Below are 24006 nucleotides of genomic sequence, written 5' to 3'. Positions count from 1 at the left end.
GAAGAGACAAACCCACTGGTGGCGCGCGGTGATGGCATGGATGGTCGCCGTCGTCGCCGTCGCCATGGTCACGCCCGCGTCCGCGGCCCCGGCCGCGGAGGGCACCACACCGCCGGCGATGACGGACGGATTCGGCCTGACCCAGGTCGGTACGTCGACGGGAAGCGACATCAACTTCTACCTCACGGTGACGACACCCGAGGTGGCGGGCGAACAACACATCAAGATCATTCTTCCGGCGGGCTACTACGACGACCCGGCCAGGCGCTATCCGGTGATGTACTTCCTGCACGGTTCACCCGACGATCCGATCGGGCAGAATTACCCGGCGCTGAGCACGTCCGACGACATGATCACCGTCATCCCGGACGGCGGCGCTCGCGGCTGGTACGCCAACTGGCTCAACCAGAAGACCCCGGCCGGGGCCCAGAACTGGGAGAACTTCCACCTCAAGCAGGTGATTCCGTTCATCGACGCCAACCTGCGGACCGCCGCCACCAAGAAGGGGCGGGCCGTCGCCGGGATCTCCATGGGCGGTTTCGGGGCCCTGCACTACGCCCAGGTCCGCCCCGACCTGTTCAGCGAGACCGCGTCCCTGTCGGGTGACATCGACCTGTCGGTCAAGTCGATGGACCTGCGGCTCGCGGTCGTCGCCTCGCTCATCGACGCGCAGGGCGGCGAGAACTCCCCGTACAAGCCCGCCGTGGACAGTGATGCCGCGTTCGGTTCGCCCTACCCGGTGTTCAACGCCGACTGGCGGTTCAACCAGGTCGATCCGCAGCAGAACATGCACAAGCTCGTCGGCGCCGGAGTCGGGATCTCCATCTACACGGGTGACGGCGGCGGCCAGATCGGCACCCTGGAGTTCTGGGTCGCGGGGGCGGCCAAGAACGTCAAGGCCCGGATGGACTCCCTGGGCATGTCGTACTACTACGTCAACTACGGCGACGGGGCCGGCTGGGGCACCCTGTGCAACGGTGACCACAACGCCGGGTGCTGGGAGGAGGACCTCCGGGACCTGATCCCCAGGCTGGAGAGGTCCTTCGCTTCCTGACCCTCCTCCCTGACCCGCCGAACCCTCCTGTCCGGCCCTGCGGCATACGCCCGCCGCCGTCCCCGCCCGCAGCTGATGCGGGACGGGGCGACGGCGGGCGTCTGTCGTGTTCGGGAGCTTCCCGCCCTACTCGACGGCGGGTCCCGGACCGTTCAGCCATGCCCACTGCGACCAGGTGGCGAAGCCGGTCTGCCACCGGTGGTAGACGCCGGCGCTGCTGGTGCCGAAGACCTCGATGCGGCCGTCGGCGTTGTTCGCCGTGTTGATGTCGGTGCCGCCGGTGCCGAAGTTCTCCCAGGCCGAGAACGCCGCGTTCGGCGCGGTCTGCCAGGTGTGGCTCGCCGTGTCGGCGTTGATCGCGAAGACCTCGACCCGGCCGTCGACCGTCCGTGAGGTGCTCAGCGCGGCGTTGGCGATCCCGCTGGTGTCCGTCCACTCCGACCACGAGGACGGGCCGGTCTGCCACCGGTGGAACACACCGTTGGGGTTGGAGGCGAACACTTCGAGCCGGCCGTCCTGGTTGTAGCTGGTGGCGACGTCGTGCCCGCCGGTGCCGAAGTCCTCCCAGGCGGACCAACCGCCGTTAACGCCGGTCTGGTAGAGGTGCCGGAAGACCAGGTCCGACAGGGCGAACACTTCGAGCCGCCCGTCGGGGGCCGTCTCCATGGCCAGTCGCGCATTGGCCGGCCCGCCCCTGACCTCCTGCCACTGGTCCCAGGCGCCGCTGGGCGCGGTCTGCCACTTGTGGAACACACCGTTGGTGTTGGAGGCGAACACCTCGATACGGCCGTCGGCGTTGTTGCCTGCCGCCAGGCGGTGACCGCCGGTGCCGAAGTTCGCCCACGAGGACCAGACGGCACTGGGCCCGGTCTGCCACATGTGGTCGAACGTGGTGTCCGACAGCGCGAACACCTCAAGACGGCCGTCCGCGTTGGACGCCACGGCCAGCTCCGCGTTGCGCGGACCGCCCACGGACTGCCACGGCGACCAGGCGCCGTTCACCTCGGTCTGCCATGAGTGGAAGACCCCGTCCGCGCCGGCGGCGAAGGCCTCAAGACGCCCGTCCGCCGAGCGCCCCGACACCACCTGACCCGAGGCGTACGGGTGCTTGGGGCCGCCGCTGCCCGTACCGGACCACAGTGCGTTGGCGATGATCACCGCGTCGCCCGCCTCGACGGCGTACTTGCCGCGCAGGTCCTCCCTGGGCCGCTGGACCTGCCAGCACACGTCGCCGATCGCCTCGTTGTTCCACGAGCCGCCCGGGAACTGGTCCTCCATCGCGTTGAGGAAAGCGTTGGTGGCGTAGAACGGGTCCAGACGCTGTTCCCGGGAGCCCCACCAGTTCTGCTGCTGGAACAGCCCGATACTGGTGTAATCGACGGCCTCCGCGTAGTTGCGCATCCCGCTTTCCACGATGATCGTGGCGATGGCGATCTCCGCGGCCCTCGGGTTGAGTCCCCGGTCCTTCACCGCCCGTACGACCATCCGCGCGCACGACATCCGGTACGCGTCCAGATGGCCCGCCAACGTCGCGTTCAACTGCGGGTTGAGCTGGTCGGCCATGATGCCGTCGCCCGCCGACGGGCCTGCCTGGTCGCAGGGCGCGGTCGGGATGTTGAAGCCCTCGGGGCCTGCGAAGTATCTGGAGACGCCGTACCGGTCGTCGCCCGGCCGGGGAACGGGCGGGGGTTTGGCGATGGCAACCGAGGCGGTCATGCCGATGACCAGTGCCCAGATACCTGCCAGGACGGCCAGCCTGCTGAACAGGCGGTTCAAGCCGGGTCTTGCCATGGGGGTGCCCTTCCGTTGTGACCTTCGTGCCGTTCGTGAGGTTGGTGACATCCGCGGAGTGCGGCCGCCGGAGTCCTACGGGGGCGGCCGTTCCTCTCCGGTCGTAGGCGGCTGACAGTAGAAGGCACCGATGAAGGATCGATGGAATCGGCAAGACCGGGGGAATCGGTCTCCGCACGGGCCCGCCGACCTCGATCCGTCCGCCCACGGGTTTCATCGGAAGGTCATCGGCCGCTGCCACTGTCGTCCGGTGACCCTGGCCCATCGCGTGCCGCCCGACAGGGCAGCCGTGTGGGCCGACTACATGAGGAGGATCGAATGCGAGCAAAGAGCATCGCGGCCGCGTCGGCCGGAATTCTGCTGACTGCCGGGCTTTCAGTGGCGCAGGGGTCCCCGGCGCAAGCAGCTGCTCCGTGCGAGGGCACCTATACGATCGTCGTCGGTGGCACGGGAAGCTCCTGGAACAACGACGGCTTCACCGGCAACATCCAGCAGCACGTCGGGTATCCCACCCAGATCCCCAACGGCGCGAGCGCCCGCGCCGGCGTCAACGAACTCAACCGGCTGGTGCGCGACCAGCGTTGGGCTTGCCCGGACCAGCACGTGAAGATGGGCGGGTACTCCCTGGGTGCCGCGGTGGTGCACACCTGGGTCACCGAGAACTGGCAGACGTTCGGCAACGTCAACGCCGTTCTCATTGCCGACCCCAAGCGCCAGGCCCCGCCCGGAGCCAACGGCGGATCCGTGCCGTTCGGCGGGATCATCGGCGCTCCGCTCGCCGGCGCCGACAAGTTCTTCGGGAACATCCCGGTCAAGACGATCTGTCACTGGGACTACGTCTGTGACGAGTCCGCCGGCATCTGGACCTACCCGGCCAACCACATCAACAACTACCCCAACGACTTCAACATGGATCACCACAACGACGGCGCCAACGAGCAGTGGTACAACGGCGCCTGGCACCCCGCCTCCTGGTAACCGCGGCGGCCGCCCGGTACGTGGCCACCCCCCTCACCGTCCGCCGTCGTCCGGGACGAACCGGCCGCCGGCCGACGGTGCGGTGCGCCCGTGCCGCTCGGCGGTGAGGGCGAGGCCGGCCTCGTCGCCGAGCAGGATCATCTGGTGCGTCCGGCGCAGCATCCGGCTCGGAGCGACTCCCAGGTCGTCGGCAAGCCGACGGCGTACACGGTCGAACACGGTCAGCGCGTCGGCCTGCCGGCCGTCACGGAACAGCGCCCGCATCAGCATCGCGGCCAACGGCTCGTTCAGGGGGTGCTCGGCGGACAGGGCGAACAGTTCGGCGATCGCCTCCGAATCCTGGCCCAGCCGCAGCTGCCACTCGGCCTTCTGCCGCACGATGGCGATCCTGCGCTCGGTGAGCCGCAGCCGCTCCAGTTCGGCGAGAGGTCCCGGCAGACCGGCCAGGGCCTCGCCGCGGAACAGCTCAAGCGCCCGGGTGCACAGGCGGACCCCCTCGGCCGGATCGCCCTCCCGGTCGGCCGTTCCGATGTGCGCGACCAGCTCCTCCAGGCGCGCCGCGTCCACGTCGACCGCTCCGGGGACCAGCTGGTAACCGCGCCGGGCGTGCTCGATGACAGAGTCCGCGTCGCCTCCGATACGCAGGGCCTTGCGCAGCCGGTAGATGTACACCGGCACCACGTTCGCGACCGGCGGCTCCATCCCCCAGACGTCACCGAGCAGTTCCTGCTGACTGAGAGTGCGCCCCGCGCCTAGCGCAAGCGCCGCCAGGACGGCCTGCTGGCGCAGGTGCCCCAGGTTCAGGGGCCGCCCGTCCTGCCACGCCTGCAAAGGACCGAGTACGGAGATCCGTATCTTCGGCCCGGCCGGCGGGGCGGCGGGCTGTGGCACCGGGTTCGCCGTCCGCGTCCGGGGGCCGCGACCTGGCAGGACCAGGCCGCAGTCGAAGGCGTGGACGATGGCTGCGGCCCGGTCGCGCAGACCGTGCTTCGCGAGGATCCGCGCCAGGTGTGCGGCCACGGCGGCCTCGGGGATGGCGAGGGCGTCGGCGATCTCGTCGTCCCGCAGACCGCAGCCGACCGCTGAGAGCACCCTGAGCTCCTGCTGCCTGAGCACAGTGGCGGTTGGGCGTTCGGTGGTTGCCGTCATCGGCATCGCTGCTCCCCGGGATCCTGACTGGTCGGTCTGGCGGGCGCCACATGCACGCTAGTGGCGGGGGAGCGGGGCGGGGCATCCGGAACGCTCCGGAGTGACAGGCGCGACCCGGGCTCCTTGCACGGGCCGGAAGCAAGGGCCCCCGGGGCCCAAAGGTGAGCGAGCCGGGCCAAAACAGCGCCTGGGGCCCGCGTCCTGGACTTCAGCACGACGGTGTGCCTGGCCCGGCTAACTGATCGTTCCAGAATGCCGCCCTGCGGAGACGCTTGCGGCCCATGGAACAATCCCCTTGAGCCATGGGCTCGGGGGGTGACACCGTATGGAACGGGTTGGGGATGCACGGGGGCTCGTGCTTGGTTTCGTCGGCGCTCTGAACGCGGTTGACGAGGCCATGAGGGCGGCGATCCCCTCGCTTGAGCGACTCGCAGATGTCCTCGGCCTGGTCCGTTCGCGCCGGATCAGCCGGAGTGGGCAGGTCGGCACCTACTCATACACGGTTCATGGGGCAGGGTGCCGCTTCGCCAGCGACAACGGCACCGAGGTCGATGTCGACTTCGCAGCCGAGGGGAGCGAAATCTTCGACCTCTGGCGCCTGCGCTGGTACGGGCTGAGCTTGCCCGAGCCTCTTGACGTCACGGATCAGGACATGCGGACCGCTGTGCGGTCTCTGCAACCGCTTCTGGCCGAGGTGCGACCGGGGTGGTTCAGCGTCGCCAGCTGATTGCTTCAGGACGGGGTGCGCAGGCGGCGCAGGCATATGAGGCTGCAGGCCAGTTCGAGCAGGCCCTGGTGGAGATCGGCGCGTCGTTCGTAGCGGGTGCGGAGCCGTTTGACTTGGTGCAGCGAGGCGAAGGAACGCTCGACTACCCAGCGCACCTTGCCCAGTCCGGAACCGTGGGCGACGCCGCGTCGCGCGATCAACGGCTTGATGCCCCGCTTCCACAGCACGAGGCGGTACTTGTCGAAATCGTAGCCCCGGTCGGCATACAGGCGCCGGGGCTTGCGGCGGGGACGTCCCCGCCGACCCCGGATCGGCGGGACGGCGTCCAGCAGCGGCAAGAGCTGGGTGACGTCGTGCCGGTTGCCGCCGGTGAGCGTGACCGCGAGCGGGGTTCCGTGACGGTCGACGATCAGGTGGTGCTTGGAGCCGGGACGGGCGCGGTCGACGGGCGAGGGGCCGACGTGATCCCCCCTTTGAGGGCCCGGACGTGATACCCGTCCACGGAGCAGTCGTCCAGGTCCAGCAGACCGGCACGGCGAAGCTCGGCCAGCAGGGCGGTATGCAGGCGCGGCCACACGCCGACCTCGGTCCAGTCCCGCAGCCGGTGCCCGGCCGTCACCCCGGAGCAGCCCACGGTCTCGGCGGGGACGTCACGCCACGCGACACCAGTCCGCAGCACATACATGATGCCGACGAGTGCCGCTCGGTCAGGAACACGCAGCCGCCCAGGGTAGCGACGGCGCCTCTCAGGCGCGGGCGGCAGAAGCGGGGCCACCCGCTCCCACAGGCCGTCAGGAACAAGATCAGCACGCACGCAGGACGCCCTGCCGACCAACATCGTCGAGCGCAAGACCCACAACTCAACTCATTCTGGACGATCAGTACGAGGGTGTTAACACCTCTCTTGATGCGGTTTCAGGTGCTATGCGACTCGGCTTGGATGAGATGGGTGCTTCTCGGGTCCCGGTGGTGCTGGTGGGGTGTTGATGCCTTGGTCTCGCCCGCACTCCTCCTGTTTCATCCCAGGACGCGCCGTCGTGCGCCGTTTGCTTCGCGCGCCTGATGCATGCGCCTGGGCCGGGTCCGCGGCCGGCCGGTGCTCCAGAATCATGACTGAGCGCCGTCGCTATCCAAGTGACCTCTCCGATGCCCGATGGGAGCTGGTCGAGCCAGTTCTGACCGCCTGGCGGGCAGAGCGTCGAGGCCGCGGGCTGGACATCGGCAGGCCACCGAATCACGACCTGCGAAGCCTGCTGGACGCGGTCCTCTACGTGAACGGCACCGGTATCCCGTGGCGCTATCTGCCGCACGACTACCCCCACTGGAACACCGTCTACGCCTACTTCGCCCGCTGGCAGGAAGAAGGCGTATTCGACCAGCTCAACAGCCTCCTCCGACGCCAAGTCCGCAGGCAGGAAGGCCGGGACGACGAACCAACCGCCCGTACATCAGTGGACGTCCTTCGAGGGCAGCGTGCACGGCGTGGACTGCCTGCGGGTTCGATCTGCACACGACGTCAACTTCGCAGAGCGAGCTCACCGTTGCTGACGCCGCCTGCGAATCAGGCCCCTCGCAACCAAGACTCCGATGACCAACCACACGGCCGCGAAAACGATCTGTCCCCACACTGGTAGGCCGGATCCTCCCCCATTGGCAGCCAGGAACACGAAGGGCATAACAGTCCTCTCGGGTCGATGGTGCAGTGCACCCTCATGCCCACAAAGATCCCTCCCCATGATCAGCAGAGGTCGCTGGACTCAGCTTGGAGGCTGGACAAGCTGCCCGCATGGCCGGTCGCCAGCATCCGGCGAAAGTGGTCGGGGCCCAGCTCGCCAGGCTTCCACTGACCAGCGAACTTTTTCCGAGTGCCGCTGGTCGAGTGGTGGCTGGGCCGAAGCACGCTGGGCGTCACACCGGTGGGCTCGCCGTAGCTGTCGCCGGGGCCGCATGCATTGGACGTGACCAGCCGAACACTGTCGTTCCCGAGCCTGGTTGAGGCGGCCGGGGGTTGTCAGTGGCTGGTGACAGGATCACTGGCATGGTTCTCGTACGTACTACTCCGCCGCGGCCCGTGGACGTCACCGCGGTCTTTCCTGAGCTGGCGCCGCTGGCTCGCCCCGCGATCCGGCTGCACCCCCGTCCCGGGTCGCCCTCGGCCGGGGAGAGCTCGGTCGGGGGGCCGCTGCTGTGGCCGGCCGACGAGCCGTGGCCGCACTGCGAAGCCTCGCACCTGCATGTGGACAGCGGGTTCCGCGAGTCACCGGACGACGTGCGGCTCAAGAGACGCAAGCAGGCCCGATGGCACCGCGATCACAGCGGCCGCGGGGCAACGCCCGAGGAGGCGGCGGTCAAGGAGCGGAACGCCGCCCGGCTCGCGGAGCGATTCGCCGCCGGTCCGCCGCCCGCCGACTGCCCCGTGCCCCTGCTGCCCGTGGCCCAGCTGTATCTGCGCGACATACCCCTGCTGAGGCCGCCAGGACAGGCCGATCTGCTCCAGATCCTGTGGTGCCCCTACGACCACACTCCGGATCACAAGCCGTCGACCGCGCTGTTCTGGCGGTCCGCCGCCGCAGTCGTCGACCTCCTCGCCACACCGCCCGAACCGTACGAGGTGAACCATTGGGGCTATCTTCCGGAGCCGTGTGTGCTGGCACCGGAAGCGATCACCGAATACCCCAACAGCTTCGACCTGAGCCCGCAGATGCGGCTCATGGTGGAGGACTGGAGCAGATGGGAAGCAGCCGGTGCCGGCGTGGACAGCTCCTACGCAGAGTATCCGTGCGACTTCTACAACCCCCATCTGGCAGACGCGCCGGGTTGGAAGGTCGGCGGCTGGCCGCCGTGGGGCCGCACCGACCCCGTTCCCCGGTACTGCGCGGTCTGCGAGGTGCGCATGGTCCCGCTGCTGACCATCGCCTCATCCGAATGGGACGGCGGTGAGGGACACAGCTGGGCTCCTCGCGAAGAACAGGCCGCCGCCCTCGCCGCCAACACCACCGGTAGCTGCTGCGGCCAGGATCCCTCACAGCCGACCAAGGTCGAAGTCGGCAGCACCGACAACATGCAGATGTACGTCTGCCCGACCTCCCCCGAGCATCCGCACACCGACCTGATCCAATGAGCTGCCGGGCCCCTCACACACCCTCCGCCGCCGGTGGCAGAAATGCCACCGCCTCAGGGTGTGTGACAAGCCGCCTCACGGAGGCGGGACCCGCAACGCACGAGGCTCCTGTGCCGTTGGAGAGGTGCTCGAAGTCCCAGCCCGTCTGCACAGGAGCGTCGTTGGTTGCCTGCTTTGCCGGACTCGAACTGCCGCACGCGCTGGTCGAGTGGGTCACCATGCTCCGCCCCGCCAGGCCGGACCCACGACCTGACCGCTCCCCCCCCCGGGATCACTGACGATTCAACGAAAGGCGTCGGCATTCTCCGAAGCCCACTGCCGGAACGGGTGAGCCGGCATTCCGGTGACCTGAGAAACCGTGTCGCGCACCCTCAGAAGCTCAGGGTTCATGTCTCCACCCGTGACGTCGAGTACCGCGTCCGCGGCCTCGGCCCCGAAGGCCTCGGCCATCTGCTCGTGGGCCTGCCGACGGCTGATCTCGGCGAAGGGAATCTCCCAACCCACTGCTGCCGCGATGACCTCGACCTGCTGGCGGGCGGATATCGGCTCTGGCCCGGTCAAGGCGTACGTGCGTCCGTGGTGGCCGGGCTCGGTCAGTGCCACCCGTGTCACCGATGCGATGTCCCGGGGTGGATGGTGGGAAGCGCGATCCCGGCGTACGCCGCGCGGACGGTCCCGCGGCCACGGATGGACTCAGCCCACATCAGGGCGTTGGAAGCGAACTGTGTCGGCCGCAGGATCGTCCAGGCCATGCCGGTCTCCTTGAGCAGGCGCTCCACCGCCAGGTTCTCGGCGGCCGGGCCGAGGTGCGGGTGGGTCTGGACGGTGATGGAAGACACCAGCACGACGTGTTCCACTCCCGCCTGCCGGGCAGCTTCGAGGATGTCGGCGTCCGAGCCAAGACGCGACACGAGAAACAGCGAGCGCACACGCTCCAGCGCGGGCCTTAACGATGCAGGCACTGCGAAGTCGCCCTCCACAGCCTCGACTCCTTGGGGAAGTCGATCCGTGCGGCAGCGCGGGTGAGTCCTCTGAGCGGCCCGACGCCGCGTGCGTGCAGCTCCTCCAGAAGGGCACTGCCTATGTTTCCTGTGGCTCCGGTCACGAGGATCACGAAAGTGTTTCCCATCGTCGGATGATCGAATAGGCGACACGTTAGAACCTCAATCACGCTTCAGGTCAAGACGACGCGTGGCTACGCCCGAGGGTGGGTGCGTTCTTCGTACTCGGCTGTGCTCCTTCGCGTGTACGGCGACACCCATGCCCACGGCGATGAAACGACCTCCCTCCCCCTCCTCGACTCACCACGTTTCACTTCCGCTCCAGGGTGATCGCCCGCTACCGAGTGAATGCTCCAACGGCAAAGGGCGCGGTGGATGCTGCGCGACACGGGCGAAGCGTTGGTTACAGCCCCCGCGGACGACAACTCCGGTCCGCACTATCTGGGATGCAGGGGCAGCGGGCCGTGAGGGTCTGGATGGCCGAATGCCGAGACGCCGCCTTCGCGTGCCACCGCGTGGCGGGGGTTGCGTTACTTCAGCCCAGAATACGCCGCGCGGTCGCTCGCACCTGCTCGGCTGTGTTGCGGATTGCCGACAGTATGTTCCTCGTCTCTCGAACGATCAGTTGGCTTCCAGTTCTACAGCCGCGGCTGCGGGCGGGCTGGTTTTCGGGGGTGCGCTGGCGGGTCAGGGCGAGGCTGGTACACCTCTTCTCAGGCTGACGTCTTCTGGACCGTCAACACGGCGCCTGATCAACACCGCCGCTCAGTGATCATTCCGGCCCTCCTGCCGTCGCCGATCCCGTTTCCTCGGCCCAGCGTCGGCTCCAGGCGTTCAGCGGGCTCAGTGCCTCGACAAGGTCCTGGCCGAGCTCGGTGAGACGGTAGCCCTCGCCGTCCAGAGTGAGCAGGCGGGCGCCGGACAGTTCGTCGATCCGGGTACTGAGCACGCTGGAGGACATGCGCTCGCAGCGGCGCTGCAATTCACGGAAGCCGACCGGAGCTTGACTCAGTTCCCACAGGATCCGCATCGTCCAACGCCTGCCGAGCAGGTCGAGTGCGGCCATCACCGGAAGGCCCGATTCCGACCCCCGTACTGGCACACCCGGACGTGGCGCGCTGGCTTCCATATCCACTCCTTGCGCTTCGATTACAGAAGTATCATAGTGGTTCGAAAACCGAAGTAGGAGGTGTCGTGATGCCACGCATAGAACCGCTCACCCCGCCCTACGCCGCCGGCGTCGACCGCGGGCTCCGCCGATGGATGCCGCCGGGTGTGCCGCACGAGCCGCTCGCGCTGTTCCGCGTACTGCACCGAAACCCGGAGCTGGCGTCACGCATGTTCGCCCTCGGCGCCGGACTGCTGGGCCACGGACTCCTCCCCGCAGAAAGGTCCACCCGAGAGGTGCGATGGCCAGCCCGAGGAACGGAGCAACGGCCCACAGCGTGTATTCGCCATCTGTCCTGGAGAACTCCACGCCCCCCTTGCCCATGAGCCAGAGACCAACCGCAAGGAGCAGCAACCCAACGCAACCTTGCTTCCAAACTGCGCTTCTGAACTCCTTGTCTCCTTCTGGGTCTTGCATGGGTGCTTGAGCACGTTGAACAGACATGTTCCCCCGCGGATGTCGAAATCTTGATCGATTCTGCCAGCAGCGGGAACAGTGCGAGCGGTATTGGCCACGCCGCACAGGCGTACCGCCGGCGATGAGGGTGCCCTGGGTGGTGCCAACGGTCCAGGCGACTGCCATGCCGCTTATGGCGGGCGGTCCGTGCCGACGCCGAACGCCACGTCAGCCTTGTGTGCCCGGTGTGACTGTGAGGTCGCGGCCAGCGCCCTTGAGCGCCTTCTCTTCTGGTACCTGGAGGGGAGTCTTGCTTCGCGTACCTGTTCAGAGGTACGACGAAGGTCGTTTATCGGGAAAGCCGTCCGTAACACCCGTCCAGGTGGTTACCGTCTGCGTCTATGCGGATCTTGCACACCTCGGACTGGCATCTCGGCCGTCAACTGCATCGGGTGTCCCTCCTCTCGGAGCAGCGCGCCTTCCTCGAACATCTGCTGGGCACGGTGCGCCAAGAGCGCGTCGAGGCGGTGGCCGTGGCGGGCGACGTGTTCGACCGTGCCATCCCCCCTCTGGACGCGATCGACCTGTTCAACTGGGTCCTGGGAGAACTGGCCGACCTGCAGGTTCCCCTGGTCATGATCAGCGGGAACCATGATTCACCGCGCCGGCTGGGCGTCAACTCGCGGCTGATCGAGCGCGCGGGAATCCACCTGCGTACCAGCGTGGAGGACTGTGGCCGCCCCGCAGTTCTGCACGACGAACACGGACCGGTCGCCTTCTACGGTCTGCCCTACCTCGAGCCCGGCCTCGTCCACACGCATCTCGGGGCCGAGAAGCCCAGCCATCACGCTGTGCTCAGCGCGGCGATGAACAAGGTCCGCACCGACCTTGCGGCCCGCCCGGCCGACACCCGCTCCGTCGTCCTGGCCCACGCCTTCGTGACCGGAGCCGACACCAGCGACAGCGAGCGTGACATCACCGCCGGCGGCGTCCCCTCGGTCAGCGCCTCCGTGTTCACCGGAGTCGACTACGTGGCACTGGGGCACCTGCACCGATGCCAGCAGATCAGCCAACGCGTCCGCTACAGCGGCTCCCCGCTGGCCTACTCCTTCTCCGAAGCCGACCACCCCAAAGCCACCTGGCTGATCGACCTGGGCGCCGGCACCGACCTGACGGCCCGCAAGATCCTGTGCCCCGTGCCCCGCCGCCTGCGCCAGCTGACCGGCATGCTGAACGACCTCCTCACCCAGCCCGAGCACGCCGACTACGAGGACTGCTGGCTGCACATCACGCTCACCGACACCGACCGGCCCCACATGGCCATGGAACGTCTGCGAGAGCGGTTCCCCCACACGTTGAAGCTGAGCTTCTCCCACCCGCGGGACAACGACACCCAGTCCTACCGCTCCCGCGTCAACGGCCGCAGCGACCACGAGATCACACTCGGGTTCCTCGACCACGTCACCGGCGTCCCCGCCACCGTCCCGGAGCAGAACCTGCTGCAAGACGGACTCGAAAGCGTCCGTACCGCAGCCGCCGCACGAGAGGCCAGCTGATGTACCTCCACCACCTGACCGTCCAGGCCTTCGGACCCTTCGCCCGCACAGAAGCCGTCGACTTCGACACCCTGACCAGCAACGGCCTGTTCCTCCTGCGCGGAGACACCGGCGCAGGCAAGACCAGCATCCTGGACGCCGTCTGCTTCGCCCTCTACGGCACCGTGCCCGGCATCCGCCCCACCCACCGCCTGCGCAGCGACCACGCCCCCACCGACACACGCACCCACGTCATCCTGGAGTTCACCGCCGCAGGCCGCCGCCTCAGGATCACACGAAAGCCCAAGCAGACCTACCCCAGCAGACGCGCCAAGACCGGCACCGCCACCGCCGAAGCCACCGTCGAACTCCACCAGTGGAGTGACACCGACGGCGTCACAGGGTGGGAGCCGGTCAGCGCTAACCACCAGGACACCGCCAGAGAGATCGAAGCATCCCTGGGGCTGTCCAAAGAACAGTTCTGCCAGGTCGTCCTCCTGCCACAAGGCGACTTCGCCACCTTCCTGCGGTCCGACGCCAAGGACCGCACCGTGCTGCTGCGCCGCCTCTTCGACACCGGACGCTTCCAGGAACTCCAGGCGTGGCTCACCGACCGGAGCAAAGCCACCAAGAAGGACCTCGACGACGTCACGGCCACCCTGCAGCACCTCAGCGAACGCATCCACCAGGAAGCCGGCCCCCTCCTCCACCAAGACGGCACCAGCACCGACGAGGCCGCCCTACCCGACACCCAGGACCCCGCCGACCTCCTGCCCCGGGCCCAGCACCTGCGCACCCTCGCCGTCAACGCCCACACCGAGGCGGTGGCCGACGAGGAACGCAGCGACACCGAACACCAGCACGCCAAGACCGAACACCAGCACACGCACGAACTCGCAGGCCGGCAGACCCAGCACGCCCAAGCCCAAGCGCGCCGTACAGCACTCGACGACAAGGCCGCCCACCACCCACACCTGCGCGACGAACTCGACAACGGCCGGCGCGCCGAACCGCTGCGCCCCCTCCTGGAGGCCGTGAAGCACACCTCACGTGCCCTGGACACGGCCACGACAGCCGAAGACCAGGCCCGCACCCAGCTGCCCGAAGAAGACCGTCGCACCGGCATTCCCCAGCTGCAGGCCACCCTGGAACAGCACCACGCCGACAGGGGCCGCGTCGAAGGGCTGCTGCCGGACGAGCAGCGCCACGCACAGCTCGGTGCCCAGATCACCGAGCTCGGCACCGAGGCAGAGCAGGCGCAAGCCGACCTCGAGGAAGCCGGGCAATGGCTGGCCGCATGGCCTGACCTGGAGGCCGAACACACCAGCCTCCTCGGCGACATGACCAAAGCCGCCGACCAGGTGCCGCAACACGAACAGGTCATCCAGACACTCAACGCCCACCTCAAAGCCGCACGCCTCCGCGACACGCTCACCACCGAACTCGCTTCGGCCGCACAAGCGGAAACCGATCGTGCCGCTGAAGCCCTCGAAGCCAGAACGCGGTGGCTCGACCTGCGTGAACGCCGCCTAGAGGGCATGGCCGGCGAGCTGGCCGCTGAACTCATCGACGGTGCGCCGTGCTCGGTCTGCGGCTCGCCCGACCACCCGAACCGGGCCCGACTCCTTCCCGACCAGCCCACACGTCAGGACGAGGAGAAGGCCCGCGCCCTTTACGAGCAGGCCGACACGCTGCACACTCAGGCCGGCGGTCGCCGCAACGAGCTCGCCACCCAGCATGCCGAAGCAGCCGGAGCAGCGGGCCCCACTCCCAGCGACGAGCTCAAGGCCCAGCTCAAATCGGCCAAGGCAGCCCACCGGGCCGCATGCGACGCCGCCGGCGCACTGCCCGCAGCCCAGGAAACCCTGACCCACCTCCGCACAGAGCACGACACCCGCACCCAGCAGCGCCAACAAGCCCAGGACCGCGTGACCGAATGCCTGGCACGCATCAAAACCCTGGCCCAGCAGCAGAGCGCTCTCGCCGACACCCTTGCCGCAGCACGCGGCACCGCCACCACCCTCGGCGAGCGCATCACCGAACTCACCCGCACCGCCAAAATCCTGTCCGGCGCGATCGACGCCGCCCAGAAGGCAGCCGACGCAACCTCCCGCCACCATGACGCTACGACCACCGCCACCACTACCGCCCACGACGCGGGGTTCCTGACTCTCGAGGAGGCAACCGCCGCCCTCAAGGACCCGCAGTTCCTGGACCAGTGGAGCCAGGAACTCGACCAGTGGGGCAAGGACGACGCCGTCGTCACCGACCTCCTGAAAACCCCGAACCTGCAGGAAGCCGGCCTCCAGCCCCCCGCCGACCTCCCAGCAGCCGCCAAAGCCCTGCTCGAGGCCGAAGATCGCATGAAGAAGACTGCGGCCACCCGCCAGCAGGCCGGCCACCGGGTCACCGCTCTGACCGATTTGATCTCCACCCTCACAGCCCGCCTCAACGACCTGGAACCCCTGCAAGCCCGCCACGCCCTAGTTGATCGCCTGGCCGGCATCGCCTCCGCCACCACCACCGCGAACACCCTCAGCATGGAACTCGAGGCCTACGTCCTGGCCGCCCGACTCGAAGAGATCGCCGAGGCAGCCAACATCCGGCTCCAGGCCATGACCTCGGAGCGCTACCTCCTCCAGCACACCGCCGACAAGGACCAAGGCCGACGCGGACGCCTCAAGTCCGGCCTGGGACTGAGAATCCTCGACACCTGGACCGGCACCGAACGCGAAACCTCCACCCTCTCCGGCGGCGAAACCTTCACCGCCTCCCTCGCCCTCGCCCTCGGCCTGGCCGACGTCGTCACCCAGGAAGCCAGCGGCCGCCCCCTGGGAACCCTCTTCATCGACGAAGGCTTCGGCACCCTCGACGAACAGAACCTGCAAGAAGTCATGGACGTCCTGGACCAACTACGCGCCGGGAACCGCGCGGTGGGCATCGTCAGCCACGTCGCCGAACTCAGCCGCCGAATCCCCAGCCAGCTCAACGTCCTGAAAAACCGCAACGGCTCCACCCTCCGCCCGCTCATCAGCACCGATCTGTAACGTCAGACCCACCGCACAGAAAACCCACCAGCACCCCCGCCGCACCCGCGGCACGCAAGAAGACCATCCCGAACCAGAACCGGCCAGGAGAGCATGCAGAGCACCGCGATCGAACTCCGCCCCCACCAGAAAGAAGCCGTCACCGCCGCGGTCAAAACGCTGCGCACCCATCCGCGGGCAAGCGTGATCGCCGCATGCGGCACCGGAAAAACACTGATCGCCGCCCGCACCACCGCCCGCCTCACCCCCCGCGGGCGGGTCCTGGTCCTCGTCCCGACACTGGACCTGCTCTCCCAGACGGTGCGCTCCTGGCACACGGCCGGCCACAAAGGCCCGGCGGTAGCCGTCTGCTCCGCCCGCCAGGCCATGGAACACCCCTCCGCCGGCAACCTCCCCATGACGACGAAGCCCGCCGAGCTGTCCGAACTCGCACCGCCCACCGGCCCGGTGACCGTCTACGCCACCTACGCCTCCCTGCCCACCGTCATCGCCGCCCACCGAGACCACCACCTGCAGCCCTGGGACCTCGTCGTCGTCGACGAAGCCCACCGCACCGCCGGCCGCCTCGGGAAAGCCTGGGCCGGGATCCACCACGACGACCAGGTCCCCGCCACCCGCCGCCTCTACCTCACCGCGACCCCCCGCATCTGGGACCCCGACACCGACCACAGCGACACCCCCGTCGCGTCCATGGACGACGAAACGCTCTTCGGCCCCGTCGCCTGGCGCCTCACCCTCTCCGACGCCATCGACCTCGGCCTCCTCGCCGACTACCAGATCCTCGTCCCCGTCATCCAGAACACCGACCTGCGCGACTGGCTCGCTACCAGCCCCGGCGCCGGCGCCGACGGCCTACGTCTCGCCGGACACCAGGTCGCCGTCCTCAGAGCCATCCACGACCACCAGCTACGCCGCGTCCTGACCTTCCACCACCGCGTCCAAGACGCCCGCGCGTTCGCCACCACCCTCCCCGACACCGCAGCCGCCCTCCCCACCCATCTGCAGCCCCAGGGCCTGTGGTCCCAGTGGATCAGCGGCACCCACCCGCCCCGCACCCGCCGCCGCATCCTCCTCGACTTCGCCACCCATACCCACCCCGAACAACCCGCCGTCCTGTCCAACGCCCGCGTCCTGGGCGAAGGCATCGACGTCCCCGCCATCGACGCCGTCGTCTTCGCCGACCCCAAGAACAGCCCCGTCGACACCGTCCAAGCCGTCGGCCGCGCACTGCGCCAGACCCCCGGCGCCGGCAAAAAAGCCACCCTCGTCGTGCCCGTCTACCTCACCCCCGACGAAGACCCCGACGACCTCCTCGGCGCCGACGCCTACACCCCCCTGTGGCGCACCGTCCAAGCCCTGCGCGCCCACGACGAACGCCTCACCGCCCGCCTCGCCGACCCCCGCACCCACCGCCCCACCCTCGGCACCGAAGACCCAGGCGCCTGGCTCCACTTCGAACGCCCCACCCAGCAAGAAGAAGTCGCCCTCGCCCTCACCCTGCGCGTCCTCAACCCCAAAAGCGCCGAATGGCGCCGCGGCCTCACCGCAGCCCGCCGCTACCACCGCACCCACCACCACCTCGACGCCCCCCAGACCCACGAAGACCCCGACGGCTACCCCCTGGGCCGCTGGCTCACCTGGCAACGCCACCTCCACACCACCGGCGCCCTCGACCCCGCCCGCACCCACGCCCTCGAACGCCTCGGCATCATCTGGAACCCTCAACAGCACGCCTTCGACCGCGGCCTCGTCCACGCCACCGTCTACGCCGCCGTGCACGGCCACCTCGCCGCCCCCGTCGACCACCACCAGGACGGCTTCGCCCTCGGCCGCTGGCTCGCCACCCAACGCAAACGCGCCGACACCCTCACCCCCGCCAGATCCCAGGCGCTCCAAGACCTTGACCCGTACTGGAACCCGCCCTGGCCACTGACCTGGCACCGCACCTACCACGCTGCCCGCAGACACCAGGAAGCCGGAAACCAGCTGACCGACGTGCCCCGCAACTACACCACCGAAGACGGGCACCGCCTGGGGGAGTGGCTCCACCACCAGTGGCTGCACCCCGAACGCCTGCACTCCACCCAGCAACAGCTCCTGGCCGGCCTCAGCCTGACCCAGAACACCGGACCGTCCCCTAAGAAACGCAAACCACCCGCCCGCAAGCCAGACCAGGGCCTGGCCGCCGCCCGCGCCTTCCACCAGCGGGAGGGTCACCTCGAGGTTCCTCAGCGCCACGTCGAACACCTCGACGGAGAACCCGTACGACTCGGACAGTGGATCAGCAACACCCGCCGCCGCAAGGAACGCCTGCCCGCCGACCGGGTCCACGCACTCGACGCTCTCGACATGCGCTGGTAGACGCACCTTGCCGGCGGAGCGGGATGCCGTTCAGATCCGTCGGCCGGCTCTCGCCGCAACCGTTGAACGTCCCGTGATGTGTGCACGGCAGTCCCAGGTGACAACCGAGGCGGGACCTTTGAGGTCCGCCAGCCCCCAGGGCGAAGTACGCAAGCCAGGCAATCGAAGGCACCGCTGCGCCCCCACGTCTGGGATTGCAAGGTGCTACGACGCCGAACTCATGGATTTCCGCCACGGAGCGCCCTCGTCCTTACAGGCCCCTAACCCCTGGTGGGCACCCCTCGGGCGCCCGCCTGGGGCTCATCCACGGTTCGAGGCTTCGCCGGTCTTCCTGCTGCGCCTCCCGCAGGTGCCGACCTCAATTGTCCGCCGCGAGCCGGGCCGCGATCCGCGATTCGTCGAGTCGCTCCTGGCCGGGGTAGCGGACGGTTGACGCAGATCGGCGGCCGCAGCAGATAGGCCACCACCGAGGAGTCCAGCCCGCCGGAGAGTAAGAGAGCGAAGTCGCAGGAGGGGCCCCTGAGCGGGACCTGCTCGGCCAGGACGACGGAGAACTTCGCCAGAGCCTCGCGCAGGTCCCGGTGAACGGCTGCCGGTCGGCAAGGCGCCAGTAGACATGCTGGTCCAGTGAGCCGGGGCGATGTCGAAGGACAGCAGGGGCGCGTGGGGCCAGTAGCCGGATGCCCTGGAAGGGGGTGTCGACGCCCACAGGCGACTCGATCGCCATCACCTGGGGCCGTAGAGCCGGTCTCGGAGGCCCGGGTAAACCTCACTGGGAGGCACGAACTGATCAAGATCAGGCCGGGCCGCACGGCAGGTGAGTATGGTGTTGCGCGTCAGCGGGACCGCGTTCCTACGCCGACGGACAGCTGGCCGGGGGACTTTATGTGCATGAGGTAGCCATTGAACGACAACGACAATTCGTCGTGAGCCGTTTGCGAGGCACTCGTGCGTGACTATCTCCTCGTCCTGTGCGTGACGGCTGCCGCAACATACCTGCTGACAGGACCGGTACGAAAGTTCGCCATCAAGGTGAGGGCGATGCCGGAGATCCGGGCACGTGACGTGCATCGGGAGCCCACTCCGCGGCTCGGCGGGATCTCCATGTTCCTCGGCCTGTGCGCGGGCCTGCTGGTTGCCGGTCGCCTCACTGGTCTTGGCGCGGCCTTCGATACATTCGATCAATCGCGGGCCTTGCTCTCAGGGGCAGCACTGATCTGGTTGTGCGGCGTGCTGGACGACAAGTTCGAGCTCAGCTCCCTGATCATGCTGGGCGGCCAGACAACTGCTGCCGGCGCGATGGTCATGCAGGGGATGACGATTCTGTGGTTGCCAGTCCCGGGCGTCGGCACGGTCGAGCTGACCCAGTGGCAGGGCGCCCTCCTGACGGTGCTGCTGGTTGCCGTCTCGAAGAGCGCGGTCAACTTTGTGGACGGTCTCGACGGTCTCGCGACCGGCATGGTGTGCCTTACGGCGGTCGCGTTCTTCTTGTTCGCCTGCCGCGTCCGGGCGTCGAACGGCATCGAGACCGCCGCCCCGGCCATGCTGTTCGCGGCCATCTTGATAGGAATGTGTCTGGGCTTCTTGCCGCATAATGCGCACCCGGCGCGGATTTTCCTCGGCAACTCCGGCTTGATGCTGCTCGGCCTGGTGCTCGCCGCGGGCACTATCTCGATGACGGGGCAGGTCGATCCGGGCACACTGAAGTCACTCGCTGGGTCCGAGGACGCAGCCGTGCGTGAAATGCTGCCGGTTTGTCTTCCGCTGCTGCTTCCGCTGTTCATCATCGCGTTTCAAGCCGCCGACTTGGCGCTGATGATTGTCCGCCGCACGCGGAAGGACAGGTTGTCGTACCCGGTCGACCGAGGACACCTGCACCATCGCCTGCTGGAGATCGGCTACTCCCACAACCGAGCGGTGCTGATCGCGTACTCCTGGTCGGCGCTGGTCGCGTCCGGGACGCTCGCCTATGCCGCGAGAGACGGGTTCATGTGGTTCATGACGGCGGCGACACCCTCGGCTGGGGGGACCTCCCCGCCGTCCCTGGCAAACCGTTCACCGCGGACAGCATGCTGCTCTTCCAGATGGCCGCACCGCGTGACGCTTTCGCCACCCTCTTCACGGCACTCGCCACTGCCACGCTCCGTGGCCCGGTCGTCGCCACGCACTCACGTTACGACCGTGCCACAGAGTTCTGGCACCTCCGCGCCGGACGCCGCCCCGGCATAGGCCACTCCGGCATCGGCATCGCACCTGCTCCACTCTTCAACGCAACGCTTGCTCCCCGCCAACCGCCGCTATCCTCACCACGCCCTGAACCACCGCTTCGTCAACCTCGACGCCAGCGAACACTTCGTGCGGGGCCGCAGACTCAATCCGGCAGGAGCACACTCCGACCATCTACGGCCGGAGTCCGCTGCTGCTCAGCCGCGCCGAGCACTCCCGCTAAGCTCGGTGCGGGACCGGAAGGCACGGCGGGGCGTGGTAGGCACCGTAAACAGCAGCGTGTTCGTACACGACCTCCGTCAGGCCGCGGTAGACGTGTCCCTGCCCGATCAGCTCTTAGCGGGTAAGACCAGCGCGGTCCAGGGCGACGTACCTGGTCCCGTGGGACCGGAATAGCGGATGACCGCCCGCCGCCCCGCCCGGGGACGCGCACAGCCTCGGCCACGCACAGCAGGCCTACACCGGCGGCGAGGTGCTCCGCAGCGTCAGCGCCATCGTGTGGGTGGTCTCCGAGCTGATGGACTGGCTCGCCGCCCGCCCCTGGGTCCTGCCACTTGTGCTGCCTCGGCGGGCCTGCTGACCAGGCCGTTGCGGAGGCCGGGGCGACAGGCTGAGGTGTACGGCGGTGGTCAGGCAGTGCGCAGGCCGGCCGCCGCCGCCATCTCCCGGACGCCGGCGGTGCGTGGGTAGCGGCCGTAGACCTCGGCCGCGATCTGTCGGATCGCGGGGCGGTCGCGCAGTTCGCTCAGAGAGACCTGAGCTGCGGAGAGGAGCTCGGCAGCCGTCTGTTCGGGCTTGCCCCACTGCCACCAGGCCCGGGCAAGATCTGTGTGCATCCTGCCGCGTCGCTCCGCGGTCTTGAACTGTCCCGGCCTCAGTCCCCGGCCCGCTTCGAGTGCCGAGCCCGCATCACCCAGGGCCCAGTGCACGCTGACGGCGTACAGGTCCACGGATGCGGGAGTGACGGGGAACAGCCGTCCCGCCGGCGCCTCGTCAGGCAGGTCTCGGGCGGCCCTGGAGGCATCCTGAATCAGGCTGAGGGCCTGCGGCCGGTCTCAGGCGACCGCCGCGGTGTAGGAGGTCGTGCAGAGCATCTGTGCGAATGCGGAGGCCTGCGCGTCGCTCTTCAACCCGGTCGCTCCAACCCTTGCGACTGCGTCGAGGATGAGGCGCTCCGCTGCTGCGGGCTGGTCCTGATGGCGGAGCACGATGCTCAGCTCACGGGCCGCTGCTGCGGCGGCGAGAGGGGAATCGGACAGCTCGGCGTAGACGGTGGCCCGATCGGCGGTGAGGCGGGCCTGGTCGTAGCGACCGACCTTCACCAGCACCTGCGAGGCGAGACTGTAGGTGGAAGAGAGCCGCGCGTACGCCAGAGCGGAACGGGTTCGACGAACGCCGTCGTGGCCGTCGCCGATGAGTTCCGGGAGCGTACGCAGCAGCTGTTCATTGCGCCCAGCGTCGAACGCGGCTCGGGCGGCGGCCAGGCGCTGGTCGAGGGGGACGGGCGAGCCGGTGGGGTCGGGTGTGTTCGCCAGGGCTGTGTCCATCCCAGCGAGCAGTCCGACCGGTGCGGCCAGGCCTGCCGCAGCGAGCAGGGTACGGCGGCGCATGGGGTCCTCCTCCACTCGTGGACCTACCGCCGTCACTCTAGTGGTCGCAGGTTCCGTTAACCCCAGAGACTCCGCTAGGACATTTGCAGGCATACCGACCATGAGGGCTGCCTGCTTGAGAAGTCGCAGGTCAGCGCGGCTCCCACGCTGTTCTAGCCGGGAGACCGTGGAGGCCGAGCAGCCGATCCGTCTGCCGAGATCGGCCTGCCGCCACCCCAACCGGTCCCGGCCCAGCCGGATGAGTCCACCGAGGTCACGGGCAGAGGCGAGTCTGCTCACCTGCGGCGAGTCCCACGAGGGTTCAACGGTACGCATCGCGCCTCCATCGGCCGAGCGGTCACGGAGAGCCGTCTCCCCACGGTAGGCGTTCTCCCGGCCCGCGTATACGGCGTGTGCAGGACGTGCAAACGGCTTGCGCACCACGGGCGTTGACCCCCGCGACCCAGCTGTTCGCGGTGTCCTCTTACCAACGCCCCCAGCCGGGGGCCGGCCCAAGGAGACCCACGATGACCGCGATCCTTGAGACCCCCGTCCGTGGAACCACCGACCCCCTCTCTCCCGCCCGCAGCCCGCATGACTACATCGGCGACACCCAGTGGGCGAAGCTGGTCGGCCTGCTCATGCGGGACTACCCCTTCGACTCCGTCATGGCCGAGCGCGTCCTCGGCCAGGCCGTCGCCTACCTGATCACGGCCATGGAGAACAAGGGCCGCGGCCTCGGCATGGGGCCGGGCAAGATCGTCGACATCGGCGTCCACATGGTCATGCTCGACACGGTCGAGTACTTCGCCCTGTGCGAGCGGTTCAACGGGGGTGCCTACATGCACCACGTGCCCGAGGTCGAGATGAAGGGCGACGGCTCCGTTGCCCGCACGGCCGACATCCTTGCTGCGGCCGGCTGGGACGTGGACCGGCCCCTGTGGGCAGCCGACTCGTCAGCCTGCACGCCGTGCCGACCCGGCGAGGACGGCCACTGACCATCGGTCACGGCCCCGCCCGGAGCTCCCGGCCGGGCGGGGCCGGCGTCACGCGGACGAGTGCAGATCATGCATGGCCACAACGTCGATCATGAGGAGCGGGCCAGTATGTGCCCGTGACTCCAACCTCACCGACCTCAACGGCCGCTTCCGACCTCTGGCACCACTACGGGGCATCGGCCTCGCCGGACCGTCCAGCGCTCACCAGGCTGCACTGGGACTGGTACCAGCGCACGGGGCCAGGCGAAGAACTCCTAGGCGACGTCGTCGATCGCGACGTCGCCGAGCTCGGCGCTGGATCGGCCTGCCAGGCCGCGTACGTGGCCCGGACCATGGGACCGGCTCGCGTCATCGCACTGGACAGCTCCGAAGCGCAGCATGCCCGCAGCACGGCCATGCACGGTGACGTCCCTCGCCTGGAGCTGGTCCACACCGACGCAGCGACGTACCTGTCCGATCGCCCAAGCACTCTCGATGTGGCCTACTCGCTGTTCGGCGCCGTGGACTTCTGCGATCCGCACGTGCTGCTCCCCGCGGTCGCGGCGGCCCTCAGGCCGGGCGGTCGACTGGTCTTCTCCACGCTCGGCCACTACAAGAACGGCACTCCGCCGGCCACCGAGTGCCAGCCAGCTGATGTTCCTGCCCGCCTCGCGGACGGCACCGCCAGCACCATGCAGCGGTGGGTGCTCGACACGCCCGTGTGGGAGAAGTTGCTGGACGGGTACGGATTCGAGTTGCTGAGTTGCGACGTGATTCGCGACCAAGGCCCGGAGGGGGCCACGCCCATGACGACCACTGTCTTTCGGGCAAAGAGCAGTCGGCCGTAGGATGGCCCAGGTCAAGCGCAAAATGGGTCCCCCTCAAT

At 68.5% G+C, this 24006-nt stretch carries 16 protein-coding genes and 4 pseudogenes; 12 read left to right on the top strand and 8 right to left on the bottom strand.

The window, feature by feature from the left end:
• Positions 1 to 40 precede the first annotated feature (40 nt).
• Positions 41 to 1054 carry an alpha/beta hydrolase gene (locus tag OG488_RS00155; protein WP_329238306.1) on the top strand — a complete coding sequence of 338 codons (1014 nt, stop codon included), beginning with the start codon at positions 41 to 43 and terminating at the stop codon, positions 1052 to 1054.
• A gap of 126 nt (positions 1055 to 1180) precedes the next feature.
• Here the strand turns inward: OG488_RS00155 and OG488_RS00150 are convergent, their stop codons facing one another.
• A complete protein-coding gene (locus tag OG488_RS00150; RefSeq protein WP_329224702.1) occupies positions 1181 to 2845 on the bottom strand; it encodes a peptidase M23 in 1665 nt (554 codons plus the stop codon).
• Between the two features lie 318 nt (positions 2846 to 3163).
• Between OG488_RS00150 and OG488_RS00145 the strand changes: the two genes are divergently transcribed.
• Complete coding sequence (locus OG488_RS00145; RefSeq protein ID WP_329224700.1) at positions 3164 to 3823, top strand: cutinase family protein; 660 nt, start codon at positions 3164 to 3166, stop codon at positions 3821 to 3823.
• Positions 3824 to 3856: 33 nt separating this feature from the next.
• Here the strand turns inward: OG488_RS00145 and OG488_RS00140 are convergent, their stop codons facing one another.
• On the bottom strand, positions 3857 to 4915 hold the full coding sequence (locus OG488_RS00140) for a BTAD domain-containing putative transcriptional regulator (protein WP_443074190.1): 1059 nt from the start codon (positions 4913 to 4915) through the stop codon (positions 3857 to 3859).
• Between the two features lie 382 nt (positions 4916 to 5297).
• On the opposite strand from OG488_RS00140, the gene OG488_RS00135 reads away from it, so the two are divergent.
• On the top strand, positions 5298 to 5699 hold the full coding sequence (locus OG488_RS00135; protein WP_329224697.1) for a DUF6896 domain-containing protein: 402 nt from the start codon (positions 5298 to 5300) through the stop codon (positions 5697 to 5699).
• 5 nt (positions 5700 to 5704) lie between these two features.
• Here the strand turns inward: OG488_RS00135 and OG488_RS00130 are convergent.
• Positions 5705 to 6513 (bottom strand): IS5 family transposase gene (locus OG488_RS00130; RefSeq protein ID WP_329224695.1). Its coding sequence is split into 2 segments (ribosomal slippage): positions 5705 to 6174 and positions 6174 to 6513, totalling 810 coding nucleotides; the frame shifts between segments, so codons are not numbered across the junction.
• A 295-nt stretch (positions 6514 to 6808) separates the two neighbouring features.
• On the opposite strand from OG488_RS00130, the pseudogene OG488_RS00125 reads away from it, so the two are divergent.
• Both OG488_RS00125 and OG488_RS00120 read left to right on the top strand, forming a co-directional pair.
• Positions 6809 to 7141, top strand: a pseudogene (locus tag OG488_RS00125) (transposase); the annotation flags it as partial.
• A gap of 596 nt (positions 7142 to 7737) precedes the next feature.
• Complete coding sequence (locus OG488_RS00120; protein WP_329224693.1) at positions 7738 to 8820, top strand: hypothetical protein; 1083 nt, start codon at positions 7738 to 7740, stop codon at positions 8818 to 8820.
• Positions 8821 to 9102: 282 nt separating this feature from the next.
• On the opposite strand, the pseudogene OG488_RS00115 reads toward OG488_RS00120, so the two are convergent.
• Positions 9103 to 9934, bottom strand: a pseudogene (locus OG488_RS00115) (SDR family oxidoreductase).
• A 659-nt stretch (positions 9935 to 10593) separates the two neighbouring features.
• Entirely contained in the window at positions 10594 to 10950 is a 357-nt protein-coding gene (locus OG488_RS00110) for a winged helix-turn-helix transcriptional regulator (RefSeq protein WP_329224691.1), read from the bottom strand.
• Between the two features lie 68 nt (positions 10951 to 11018).
• Between OG488_RS00110 and OG488_RS00105 the strand changes: the two are divergent.
• From OG488_RS00105 to OG488_RS00085, 5 genes and pseudogenes are all read left to right on the top strand, one after another.
• A pseudogene (locus OG488_RS00105) lies at positions 11019 to 11207 on the top strand (carboxymuconolactone decarboxylase family protein); the annotation flags it as partial.
• 579 nt (positions 11208 to 11786) lie between these two features.
• Complete coding sequence (locus OG488_RS00100) at positions 11787 to 12941, top strand: exonuclease SbcCD subunit D (RefSeq protein ID WP_329224688.1); 1155 nt, start codon at positions 11787 to 11789, stop codon at positions 12939 to 12941.
• Positions 12941 to 15967 carry an SMC family ATPase gene (locus OG488_RS00095; protein WP_329224687.1) on the top strand — a complete coding sequence of 1009 codons (3027 nt, stop codon included), beginning with the start codon at positions 12941 to 12943 and terminating at the stop codon, positions 15965 to 15967. Before OG488_RS00100 ends, OG488_RS00095 begins: the two co-directional genes overlap by 1 nt.
• A gap of 93 nt (positions 15968 to 16060) precedes the next feature.
• Positions 16061 to 18328 (top strand): DEAD/DEAH box helicase, encoded by a 2268-nt coding sequence (locus OG488_RS00090; RefSeq protein ID WP_329224685.1) that lies wholly within the window; start codon positions 16061 to 16063, stop codon positions 18326 to 18328.
• Positions 18329 to 19276: 948 nt separating this feature from the next.
• Entirely contained in the window at positions 19277 to 20557 is a 1281-nt protein-coding gene (locus tag OG488_RS00085; RefSeq protein ID WP_329224683.1) for a glycosyltransferase family 4 protein, read from the top strand.
• Positions 20558 to 21183: 626 nt separating this feature from the next.
• Here OG488_RS00085 and OG488_RS00080 read toward each other — a convergent pair.
• The 3 genes and pseudogenes from OG488_RS00080 to OG488_RS00070 all read right to left on the bottom strand — a co-directional run.
• Positions 21184 to 21504 (bottom strand): hypothetical protein, encoded by a 321-nt coding sequence (locus tag OG488_RS00080; RefSeq protein ID WP_329224681.1) that lies wholly within the window; start codon positions 21502 to 21504, stop codon positions 21184 to 21186.
• Positions 21505 to 21609: 105 nt separating this feature from the next.
• The gene (locus OG488_RS00075) at positions 21610 to 22164 is read right to left on the bottom strand and encodes a hypothetical protein (protein WP_329239314.1); all 555 of its coding nucleotides are present in this window, start codon (positions 22162 to 22164) and stop codon (positions 21610 to 21612) included.
• Between the two features lie 90 nt (positions 22165 to 22254).
• Positions 22255 to 22479: pseudogene (locus OG488_RS00070) on the bottom strand (helix-turn-helix domain-containing protein); the annotation flags it as partial.
• Between the two features lie 191 nt (positions 22480 to 22670).
• Here OG488_RS00070 and OG488_RS00065 point away from each other — a divergent pair.
• Both OG488_RS00065 and OG488_RS00060 read left to right on the top strand, forming a co-directional pair.
• Positions 22671 to 23141 (top strand): hypothetical protein, encoded by a 471-nt coding sequence (locus OG488_RS00065; protein WP_329224679.1) that lies wholly within the window; start codon positions 22671 to 22673, stop codon positions 23139 to 23141.
• A gap of 110 nt (positions 23142 to 23251) precedes the next feature.
• Complete coding sequence (locus tag OG488_RS00060) at positions 23252 to 23968, top strand: class I SAM-dependent methyltransferase (protein ID WP_329224677.1); 717 nt, start codon at positions 23252 to 23254, stop codon at positions 23966 to 23968.
• The last annotated feature ends 38 nt before the right edge of the window (positions 23969 to 24006 follow it).

The organism is Streptomyces sp. NBC_01460, from assembly GCF_036227405.1.
GTDB lineage: Bacteria > Actinomycetota > Actinomycetes > Streptomycetales > Streptomycetaceae > Streptomyces.
This window is presented reverse-complemented; position numbering and strand designations above follow the sequence as displayed.